This window comes from Candidatus Cloacimonadota bacterium (genome assembly GCA_012516855.1).
Lineage (GTDB): Bacteria > Cloacimonadota > Cloacimonadia > Cloacimonadales > Cloacimonadaceae > Syntrophosphaera.
Genome location: JAAYWB010000006.1, coordinates 1 through 10,393, shown reverse-complemented (window position 1 = coordinate 10,393; position 10,393 = coordinate 1). Strand labels below are relative to the sequence as shown.

Below are 10,393 nucleotides of genomic sequence, written 5' to 3'. Positions count from 1 at the left end.
GGAACTCCTTCTGCCTCCCAGAGCTATACCCTGAGCGGCTCCAACCTGACGGCGGGAATCGTGGTTACTCCCCCCGCTGGCTTTGCCATCTCCACGGACGACAACACTTTCTATACCCCCGCCCAGACTCTGGCTTCCACCTTCAACGGCCCGGTCTATGTGCGTCTCACGGGTGCAACCGCTGGCATTTATTCCGGCGACATCGCCCACACCAGCACCGGAGCCACCCAGGTGGATCTGGCTGTCAGCGGCACGGTTAGCGACCCTGTGCCGACCATCCACACCACTGGCACTCTGAACGCCTTTACCACCCTGGTAGGGACTCCCTCAGCGGCTCAGACCTACACCCTTTACGGTGAGTTGCTTACCGCCAATATCATTGTAACTCCTCCCACAGGTTTTGAGCTTTCAACCGATGGCAACAGTTACAGCTCTTCACTCTCACTTGCTTCCACCTTCAACGGCCCGGTCTATATACGCCTGATCGGTACCACGGTTGGCAATTATTCCGGCAACATCACCCACACCAGCGCCGGAGCCACTCAGGTGGATCTGCCCGTTACTGGCGAGGTGCAGACCCCGGCTGGGCCTACCATCTTTTTGGAAGAGAACTTCAACTATACCGCGGGCGAACTGCTCACAGCTAACGGATGGACAGCACACAGTGGGATAGGCAGCAATCCAGCGATTGTTGGTTCCACTGGCCTTACTTATGCAGGTTATCCGCCATCTTCTGGCTTGAGTGGAGAGACAGTATTCTCAGGACCGGCTGAAGACGTTCATAGAACATTCCCGGTCCAAACCAACGGCGCTGTCTATGCCTCCTTCCTGTTCAACGCCTTGTCCCTGCCAAACACCACCGCTGACTATCTGATTCATTTCGGACCTGACCCGATAGGTACTGATCTTAAGGGTAGGTTCTTTATCCAGAAAGACAGCGACGGGAACCTGCGTTTTGGTTTGACCAAGGCTGCTGCTGCGACTGGGGCTGTCTGGACGGATTATGTGTACGTGCAAAACACCACTTATCTGATAGTGATTAAATATGTGATCAATAGCGGCACGGCGAACGATGAAGTTTATATGTGGGTAAACCCCGCAATCGGCGCGACAGAACCCACTCCTCAACTCACCGCGTCTGATGCTACCGGCACAGATGCTGCCAACATTGGTTCGATCGCCATCAGGCAAGGAACCAATACCCCCCTGGCCTTGATCGACGGCATCCGCGTGAGCAACGATTGGGCGATCCTCTGGAGCGGCGATGCTCCGCCTACTCCGGTCATCACGGTGACAGGCGAGCCTGCTTCCCTGGCCAACTATGCGGGCTGCCCTTCCGAGGAAATATCCGAATACAGCCTCAGCGGAAGCAATTTGCAAGGCCCCATCTACATTGTGGCGCCGACAGGATTTGAAGTTTCATCGACCGGCACGGGCGGCTGGGCTTCCGAGATCAGTGTCCCTGCCGACTTCAACGGCCTCATTTATGTGCGCCTGGTTAGCGGCGTGGTTGGAATGCATGGCGGAAACATCACCCACAACAGCTTCGGGGCAACCGAAGTTACTATCAGGGTGGAAGGCGAAACCTTCGTTTCACCTGTCGTGTGGAACATCACGGCGAATTTCACTGCCTTCGATCATGAAGTGGGAACACCTTCCGCAACGCAGTCATACACCCTTAGCGCGACAGGCGCCCTCGATGACATTACCGTCAGCGTGGCAAGCCCCTTCGAGCTTAGCCTAAACGGAACTACTAACTGGACCGATGAGCTTGTATTGCTCTCCAATTTCAACAATAATGTCTATGTGCGGATGAATTCAACAACGGCAGGCCAATTCACTGAAAATATTGTACACAGCTCGCTCACTGCCACACCTTATAACCTGCCGGTCAGCGGCACCGCCGCTCTCCCCGCAGGAAACTATGCAACCGACCTGTTCTTCAGCGAATACATTGAAGGCAGCAGCAACAACAAGGCACTGGAGATATTCAATGGCACCGGAATTCCAGTTGATTTGTCTGCTTACAAGGTCTTATTGTATCCTAACGGAGCTGCAACGCCAAATAATACTCAGACTTTCCCGGCTGGAACGATGCTGGCCCACAACGAAGTGTATGTCATAGCTAACTCACAAGCCAATGCTACGATACTGGCTGAGGCAGACACTACCAGCACAGTCACTTACTACAACGGTGACGACGCTATTGCCTTGGTTAAAACAGTTGGCGATGTGGATGAGTATGTCGATATCTTTGGTGTGATTGGCAACGATCCTGATGGTTCTTCTTCTATAACTGGTAGTTGGACTGCTGATGGGGGCTACTCAACAAAGGATAAAACCCTTGTACGTAAACCATCTGTAACCCAGGGAGTATCGGTTAATCCTCCTATTCCAGGAGCAGGCGACACAACAGGTTTTCTTACCCTGGCTACAGAATGGGATGTGTATCCTCAAGATACAACCTCATATCTCGGTTCCCACACCTTCACTCCTGGCGTCCAGGTAGCGGAGGCTCCTGTGCTTACACCCGCGGGTGGAATCTATTACTCCACGGTGAATGTGACCATGTCCTCCGCGACTCCTGGCGCGACCATCTACTACACCACCGATGGCAGCACCCCCAGCGACACCAACGGATTAACCTATACCGCTCCCATTGCGGTAAGCGCGACCACTACGGTGAAGGCCATCGCCTACGCCACTGGTTACACTCCCAGCAGCGTGACCACGGAAGCCTACATGCTCCCGGTTTCCATCCCGGACATTGCCACCCTGCGCGCTCAGCCCACCGGCAGCAACGTTTACAAGCTGACCGGCGAGGCCGTGCTGACCTTCCAGCAGGCGCAACGCCACCAGAAATACATCCAGGATGCCACAGCCGCCATCCTGATCGACGATTCTGCCGGTATCATCACCAGCACGTATAACCTTTACGACGGCATCACCGGCATTACCGGAACCCTGGGTCTCTACAGAAACATGCTGCAGTTCACTCCCGTGGCCGATCCCGGAGCGGCGACCTCAAGCGGAAACACCATTGTTCCGGAAGTACGCACCCTGGCCAGCCTCACCACCGCCGATCAAGCCAAGCTGATCAAAGTGATGAATGCAACCGTGGATGCCACTCAGGGAACCTATCCCGCGAATGCTTCCAACATTAACGTCACCGATCCCACCGCGACCCTCGTAATGAGGACCTTCCCCAATACAGACTATAGTGGTACCCCTATCCACACAGTGCCAGTCAACATCACCTGCCTGGTGGGTCAGTTTGACGCTAATATGCAGATCTCACCACGCTTCCTGGCTGATTTTGAAGTAGCTGGCGCTACATTGGACGCCCCTGTCGTCACCATAACACGTGTAGGAACCAGCATACAGCTCGCTTGGCCAGATGTTGATGGAGCCTCCAGCTATCGCGTGGAATCCGCCTCCGATCCATACGGCGTTTACACCACCCTGGGTACCACCAACGATATAACCTATGTGATACAAAACCCCACGGAAGCCATGAAGTTCTTCCGTGTGATCGCCCTGAACTAACTGATAAACTAAAAGATAAGCATACCCGGGAGTCCGCTCCCGGGTTTTTTGTCAGCTCGTCCTTTGCCCTGTCCCTTTCACCCCCTGTCTGCCTCCCGTTTAGTTCCCGTTTGAAAGGCGGGAACTAAACGGGAAGTGAATGGGATGTGAATGGGAAGGGGCAAATGGAGTAGGGACGGTTTGAGGTTTTGGTGTGGGGCGACGCCCAACAATCTTTCATCCTATCTCGCTGTGATTGATGCTGTTGCGTCGCTCCACTTCAGCCTTTCTGCCCAGAATGGTGGGTTTGGTATTCGGCACAGAAAAAGGCCGGCGTTGAGGCCGGCCTGGATATTGTGTCCCGGAGGCAGAAACCGCCGGGCTATGGGGTTACTTTTCTTCTTTGTGCTCTGCTTCCTGGCAGAATTCGATCAGCACGCCGAGGGTGGATTTGGGATGCAGGAAGGCGATGTCGGCATGATGGGCCCCGGGGCGGGGTTCCTTGTCGATGAGGCGGATGCCGTTCTCTTCCGCTTTCTGTAGCTCTTTGGGCAGGTCGTCCACAGCGAAGGCGATGTGTTGGATTCCCTCGCCTTTTTTCTCCAGGAATTTGGCGATGGGGCTGTCTTCGGAGGTGGGGGCAAGCAGTTCGATGCGGGTGTCGCCGCAGGGAAAGAAAGCCACTTTCACCTTTTGGGAAGCCACTTCCTCGGTGCCTTCGAGGGTGAGGCCCAGCTTTTCGTAGAAGGCGATGCCTTCTTCCAGGTCCTTCACCGCGATGCCGATATGGGAAATGTGTTTGATCATGGCATCATTTCCCGTAGTTTTTGGCCAGTTCGAAGCCGAGTTCCATTGCCTTGAGGTTCAGGTCCACAAAGGCTGGTTTCACGGTTTCGGAGATGGATTGCTTCAGCGAGGCCTCCTTCACGATTCCGGTGACCTTCACCAGGAAAGCGAGGGAGAGGATGTTCGTGGTGATGGGGCTGCCGAGTTTCTCGATGGCGATTTCGGTGAAGTTCAGCTCATAAGTGTTCTCCGCGGCGAGAGCGAGGTTTTTTACGTAGGTAGTGTCGATGATGAGGATGCCTCTTTCGCGGAGATCGAAGAGATACTTGTCGCAAGCTTCCTGGGTGAGGGCCAGGAGGCAGTCGAAGTTCGTGGCTTCGGGGAAATATATCTCCTCGTCGCTGATGATCACGTCGGCGCGGGAAGAGCCGCCGCGGGATTCCGGGCCATAGCTCTGGGTTTGGGTAACGCGGCGCTTGTCCAGCACGGCGGCGCGGGCGAGGATGATTCCCGCCAGGATAAGTCCCTGTCCGCCGCTTCCGGAAAGCCTTATCTCGTAACTGTTGGTCTTCATTTGTCACCTCCCATGGCCTGGACACGTTTCACGAGGTCGGCATATTGGGCGGTGTATTCTGGACGGAGGTCCTTGCGCAGGACACCGCGGATGATCTTGCCTTCCACCTTCTCCGGGGGGAGTTTTTCCACCGCTGCCAGGGGAATGGAGTTGTCGCGCATTTCCTTCATCATTTCCGGAGCGCCGCCTTTTTTGTTCAGGCGTCCGTAGATGACGGGGCAGGCGCTGACAACCTCGATGAGGGCAAAACCGGGATGCTCGATGGCCTCTTTCACAATGTTCTGGGTTTCCTGGGTGTGGTAGGCTGTGGTGCGGGCCACATAGCTGGCGCCGGCGCCGAGGGCGAGCTCGCAGATGTTGAAATCCGGCTCGATGTTGCCGTAGGGCGCTGTGGTGGCGATGGCTTCGTGGGGCGTGGTGGGCGAGCACTGGCCTCCGGTCATGCCGTAGATGTTATTGTTCACCAGGATCACTGTGAGGTCGATGTTGCGGCGGGCCGCGTGGATCAGATGGTTGCCGCCGATGGCGGTGCAGTCGCCGTCACCGGTGACCACAATCACCTTCAGATGCGGCTTGTGGAGTTTGATTCCGGTGGCGTAGGCGATGGAACGTCCGTGCAGGGTGTGCAGGGTGTTGAAGTCCACATATACGGGCATGCGTGAGGAGCAGCCTATGCCGGAGACCATCACGATGTCGTCGCGGTCAATATCCATACTGGCTAAAGCGCGGATGATGGTTCCGAGCACGATGCCGTTGGAACATCCGGCGCACCAGACGTGGGGGAACTTCTTGTCGTGGCGGAGGTATTCGTGAATGATTTTTTGTGGTACGTTGGCCATGATCAGATTCCCTCCTTCATTTTTCTCAGGATGTCCGCCGGTGAGATGAGCTTTCCGTTCACGCGCTGGATCTTGATGAGTTTGCTGTCGCTACGGTCCTTCACCAGGCGCTGGATTTCGCGGACGAGCTGGCCCTGGTTGAGTTCCGGCACCACCACGATGTCCACGTCGCGCAGCATCTTACGCACAGCGTCATCCGGGAAGGGCCAGATTGTGAGGGGGCGCAGCAGGCCGACCTTGATGCCTTCCTGGCGGGCCATGGCCACTGCCGCTTTGGCGGCGCGGGCTGTGATCCCGGCAGCGAAGATGGCGATCCTGGCATCTTCCATTTCATAGCTTTCTATCTGCACCAGGTCGCGGATGTTGTAAACGATCTTTTTGCGCAGTCGGTCCATCATGTCCGCAGCTTCGACGGCTTTGTTGGTTGGAAATCCCAACTGGTCGTGGGTGAGGCCGGTCACGTGGAACCTGTAGCCTTCGCCGTAGCTGGCCAGGGGGGAGAGGTATTTCTGGTTTTCGTCGTAATGCTTGTACCAGTGGGGCGGCACGGTCGGCTTGATACGCGAAATAACGCGCACGTTGGCCAGGTCGGGCAGCCTCACTGCTTCGCGCATGTGGCCCAGAACTTCATCCAGCAGCAGGATAACGCAGGTGCGGTATTTTTCAGAAAGGTTCACGGCGCGGATGGTGAGTTCGTAGCATTCTTTCACGCTGTCAGGATAGAGCACGATGGCCGGGCTGTCACCGTGGCTGCCCCAGCGGGATTGCTGGATCTCGCCCTGGGCGCAGCTTGTGGGCATGCCGGTGGAGGGCCCCACCCTCTGCACGTTAACAACCACGCAGGGCGTTTCGGTGATCTTGGCGAAGCCGATGCCTTCCTGCATCAGCGAAAAGCCGGGGCCGGAAGTGGCGGTTAAGGCTTTGGCGCCGGCAAGGGAAGCGCCGGTTATGGCGCAGATGCTGGCGATCTCGTCTTCCATCTGCACAAAGACACCGCCGCGCTTGGGCAATTCGGCAGCCAGGATCTCGGCGATTTCTGTGGAAGGGGTGATGGGATAGCCGGCGAAGAAGTTGCAGCCGGCATCCAGGGCACCGTAAGCCACAGCCTCGTTGCCCTGCATCAGCACGGTTTTGCGTTCGCGCGTTGACTGCAGTTCCCCGAGCTTGGTCTCAGGCTTCGCTGGCTTGGAAGCGGTTTTGGTGGGCTTGGCTTTCGGAGCGGGTTTGGTAATTTGTTTCTTTTGCATGCGGCTCTCCTCAGCGGTCTTTGGCGCCGGTAATGGCGAAATCAGGGCAGAGACGGTCGCAGGTCTCGCAGTGGATGCATTTTTCCGGCGCGGCTACGTAAGGCGAGCCGTCTGGTTTGCGGCCCAGACAGCCGGTGGGGCAGAAGGCGACGCAGATGCCGCACTTCTTGCACCAGTTGTAATAGATCAGAACGGGGGAATCGTCGTCGCCCGGGGCTTTGACTTCGGTGAGTTCCACCTCCATCTTTTCCAGCGCGTCTTCTTCCCTGATGATCATGCCCATGCGGTCTTTTTCGACTTTTTTAGGCACTTTTCCTCCAGGATGTGTATTTTTCATTTCAAGTCTCGGGAGCGGTTCAGTGCTTTTTGGCCAGAACGTTTTTGTAGAAGGTTCCCAGGCGTTTGCAGCCTTCGCGGTTGTTCTCCTCGGATTCGTAGGAGAAGTTGAGGCGCATGGTGTGGTGTCCCTTGCCGTCACAGAAGAAGGAGGTTCCGGCCACATAGGCCACGTTTTGCTCTTTGATGCAAGGAAGCAGCAGCTTGTTGGTGTCGATGCCTTCTGGGCCGTAGGCCATCAGGAAGAGGCCGCCTTCAGGCTTTATCCAGGTGAATTCCTCGGGCATGAATTCCTGCAGGGCATCCAGCATCACTTTCTGTTTGGATTTGTACATGGCGCGGATCTGGTCCAGCTTGGGATCCAGATAGCCCTTTTCGATGTAGCGGGCGGCGATGCGCTGGGTGAAGGGCGGGGTGCAGAGGTCGGTGGCCTGCTTGCCAACCACGATCTTGTCCAGAACATCCGGATGGCCAATCACCCAGCCGATGCGGAAACCGGGGCAGAAAATCTTGGAGAAGGTGCCCAGCAGAATTACGTGGCCGGTGCCGTCCAGTTCAAAAAGGGTGGGCTGGTCTTCGCCCACGTAGCGCAGCTCGCGGTAAGGGCTGTCTTCCACGATCAGGATGTCGTAGCGGTGGGCGATGTCGATGATTTCGCGGCGGCGTTTGGCGCTCATGGTCATCCCGGCGGGGTTTTGGAAATCCGGGATCACGTAGATGAATTTGGGCTTCTTGCCCCGGGCGATGGCTTCCTTGATCTTTGCTTCCATGATTTCGGGGATTTCACCTTCGTCATCCATCGGAATGCCGATCATTTCCGCTCCGTAGGAATTGAAAGCGCTGAGGCCACCCAGATATGAGGGCAGGCCCACAATGACGGTGTCGCCGCGGTTGATGAACATCTTGGCGATCAGGTCAAGCGCCTGCTGGGAGGCGGTGGTGATGATGATGTTTTCGACGCCCAGTTTAAATCCGGCTTTCTTGTAGCGTTCAACCATCAGCTCGCGCAGCAGGTTGTCGCCTTCCGTGGCGCCGTATTGCAGCACATAGGCGGCTTCATTGTTCATCACATCGGCGATGATGCCTTTCAGTTCTTCCACCGGGAAAGAGGCGGGGGCGGGAAAACCGCCGGAAAAGGAGATCAGGCCGGGCTGGCCCAAATACTTCAGCAGCTCACGGATCGCGGAGCGCTTCATTCCCTTGATGTTGGTCGAGAGAATTTCTTGCAGGTCGGTGATCATGATGATCCTCCAGTTATTTTATTTTTGTTCTTTATCTTCATAAACCAGTACTTTCTTGTTAGCCTTGCGCCATTCGCGGTAAGCGCTCTTTATCTCCAGTTCCCAAACGATGCGCTTGTCGTTGTCCTCAAAAGTGATCACATCCATGTAGTAGGTGCGTCTGTTTTTGCCCAGAAAGCTTTTGCGGGGAAATTCAACCACGATCTCCCCATCGATATTGAGGATGGTGATCTCATTGAGGAAAACGCCGTCGGCGATCTCCATGATGGCGCGGGCTTCCACGATACCCGTTTGCACATCACGAAAAAGTATGTTCATCTGAACTCCAATCTTAGATTAAACCGCATTAAAAAAGGCAGGCTATATTGGTCAAGGTTTTTTTTGACAGAGAAAACAAGTGGATGAAAGCCGCGCATCGGCTTTGTGTCAGGGTTCAAATCAACCCCGGCAGGAGATCGGCGCTGGTGGCGGGGCCGAAATACTCCTCAAGGGGAAGCGCGTCCAGGGCTTCGCGCAGCTCGGTTTCACGGTGGGGAACGCCGATGAGCGCGGCTTCAAATCCTGCTATATCGCGGTTTCCGAAGAAATCGCCATACACCTTCAAAGCAGTGATCCGGCCCTTGTGGACGTCGGCGTGGAATTCTATGGTGCCGGCGGCGCAGCGGATTGCCTGCACGCGGTTGTAAGCTGGGGAGCGGCTGAAATTCCAATCCCAGCAGTCATATTTGTCCCTGGCCAAAGCCTGGATGGCGGCTTCGTCATCAGGGCTGAAGGAATGGGCCCGGGCTTCTGGATACATCCCCAGCACCTCAGCCTGCACCAGGGCGATGAACTCCTCCAGCGGCAATGGCTTGGGCAGATGTTCGCACACATTGGTCACGCGGCTGGACACCGATTTCACAGCTTTGTCGCTGAATTTGAGTGGATTGGCTTTCAGGGCCGCGCTGAGGTCGGCAATGTGGCTGGAAAACAGGATGGTGCCATGCTGCTGGACCTTGCTTTTGTAAACAGCACGGGCATTGCCGGAGAACTTCATCCCTTTGATGGTGAGGTCGTTGCGTCCCTCCAGCTTGGCATCCACACCCAAATTCCTAAGGACAGCCAGCACCGGTGCGGTGTATTTGGCAAATCCGCTTTCTTCCCTGGCCGAGCGGTTCATTATGAAGCTGAAGTTAAGGTTGCCCATGTCGTGAAAAACGGTTCCGCCACCGGTGAGGCGCCGCACCACGGGAATCTTGTGCCGGGTTACCCAATCCAGGTTGATCTCCGCCAGGGCGTTCTGGTTGCGGCCCACAATGATGGAAGGCGCGTTGCGGTAGAGCAGGAATACGTTCTCCGCGTAGTTTTGGAGGATATGTTCCTCGCTGGCGATGTTGAACGGCGCCCAGTGGCTGGGGCTTACGATCAGCAGCATGGCCAGCCTGGTGTTATGGCTGGAGGTTGGGGAAACTCATCCAGATTCGTTTTCATCGGGTATTGTTCTCTGGCAGTGGAAGTTGCATTCATCTTTCTTGTGATTAGTCGCTTATCACTGACCATGATTTTTGCCGGGCGCTTGTTGTCAATGGAGATCAGTATTTTAGGCTAAGGCTCTGATATGGCGGGTAAAGCCCCTCGGTCTGTTTTCAGTATGAATATCCACAGCCACTTGATTCAATAGAGAGCCACAACTCCTTACCCGCCGCGCTGTCCTGTCTGCCGGGCCCTTATACCAAATCGCTTTCATTAATCTAATTTAAGCCATTTGAAATAGGTCAATTTTGAGACCATGTCTCTGTTGCTATCCAAGTATGAGAAACTATCAATAAGAGCTTTTTGAACATCATCAAGTGACGCGTAGGCAAT

9 protein-coding genes are annotated in these 10,393 nt (G+C 55.6%); 1 reads left to right on the top strand and 8 read right to left on the bottom strand.

All coding sequences use genetic code 11. From position 1 onward, the window contains the following. On the top strand, positions 1 to 3,546 hold a 3,546-nt coding region (locus tag GX466_00280; GenBank protein ID NLH92654.1), incomplete at its 5' end, for a hypothetical protein. 369 nt (positions 3,547 to 3,915) lie between these two features. Here the strand turns inward: GX466_00280 and mce are convergent. The 8 genes from mce to GX466_00240 form a co-directional block, all read right to left on the bottom strand. Then, complete coding sequence (gene mce / locus GX466_00275) at positions 3,916 to 4,332, bottom strand: methylmalonyl-CoA epimerase (GenBank protein ID NLH92653.1); 417 nt, start codon at positions 4,330 to 4,332, stop codon at positions 3,916 to 3,918. A gap of 4 nt (positions 4,333 to 4,336) precedes the next feature. After that, positions 4,337 to 4,885, bottom strand: coding sequence for a 2-oxoacid:ferredoxin oxidoreductase subunit gamma (locus GX466_00270; protein ID NLH92652.1), 549 nt, complete (start codon positions 4,883 to 4,885; stop codon positions 4,337 to 4,339). Continuing rightward, complete coding sequence (locus GX466_00265) at positions 4,882 to 5,724, bottom strand: 2-oxoacid:ferredoxin oxidoreductase subunit beta (protein NLH92651.1); 843 nt, start codon at positions 5,722 to 5,724, stop codon at positions 4,882 to 4,884. Before GX466_00265 ends, GX466_00270 begins: the two co-directional genes overlap by 4 nt. Before the next feature lie 2 nt (positions 5,725 to 5,726). Further along, positions 5,727 to 6,971: a 2-oxoacid:acceptor oxidoreductase subunit alpha gene (locus GX466_00260; GenBank protein NLH92650.1), complete on the bottom strand. Its 1,245-nt coding sequence runs from the start codon at positions 6,969 to 6,971 to the stop codon at positions 5,727 to 5,729. Between the two features lie 10 nt (positions 6,972 to 6,981). Next, positions 6,982 to 7,248, bottom strand: a complete 267-nt coding sequence (locus tag GX466_00255; protein NLH92649.1) for a 4Fe-4S binding protein — start codon at positions 7,246 to 7,248, stop codon at positions 6,982 to 6,984. 79 nt (positions 7,249 to 7,327) lie between these two features. Next, on the bottom strand, positions 7,328 to 8,548 hold the full coding sequence (locus GX466_00250) for a PLP-dependent aminotransferase family protein (protein NLH92648.1): 1,221 nt from the start codon (positions 8,546 to 8,548) through the stop codon (positions 7,328 to 7,330). 18 nt (positions 8,549 to 8,566) lie between these two features. Beyond that, positions 8,567 to 8,866 carry a hypothetical protein gene (locus tag GX466_00245; protein NLH92647.1) on the bottom strand — a complete coding sequence of 100 codons (300 nt, stop codon included), beginning with the start codon at positions 8,864 to 8,866 and terminating at the stop codon, positions 8,567 to 8,569. A gap of 115 nt (positions 8,867 to 8,981) precedes the next feature. Further along, positions 8,982 to 9,962 (bottom strand): lipoate--protein ligase, encoded by a 981-nt coding sequence (locus tag GX466_00240; GenBank protein NLH92646.1) that lies wholly within the window; start codon positions 9,960 to 9,962, stop codon positions 8,982 to 8,984. Between the last annotated feature and the right edge of the window lie 431 nt (positions 9,963 to 10,393).

Excerpts from the sequence above, each read along its gene's own strand:
- GX466_00260 (NLH92650.1), bottom strand. The coding sequence starts at position 6,971 with ATGCAAAAGAAACAAATTACCAAACCCGCTCCGAAAGCCAAGCCCACC.
- GX466_00240 (NLH92646.1), bottom strand. The coding sequence starts at position 9,962 with ATGCTGCTGATCGTAAGCCCCAGCCACTGGGCGCCGTTCAACATCGCC.
- GX466_00255 (NLH92649.1), bottom strand. The coding sequence starts at position 7,248 with ATGATCATCAGGGAAGAAGACGCGCTGGAAAAGATGGAGGTGGAACTC.
- GX466_00250 (NLH92648.1), bottom strand. The coding sequence starts at position 8,548 with ATGATCACCGACCTGCAAGAAATTCTCTCGACCAACATCAAGGGAATG.
- GX466_00265 (NLH92651.1), bottom strand. The coding sequence starts at position 5,724 with ATGGCCAACGTACCACAAAAAATCATTCACGAATACCTCCGCCACGAC.
- GX466_00270 (NLH92652.1), bottom strand. The coding sequence starts at position 4,885 with ATGAAGACCAACAGTTACGAGATAAGGCTTTCCGGAAGCGGCGGACAG.
- mce (NLH92653.1), bottom strand. The coding sequence starts at position 4,332 with ATGATCAAACACATTTCCCATATCGGCATCGCGGTGAAGGACCTGGAA.
- GX466_00245 (NLH92647.1), bottom strand. The coding sequence starts at position 8,866 with ATGAACATACTTTTTCGTGATGTGCAAACGGGTATCGTGGAAGCCCGC.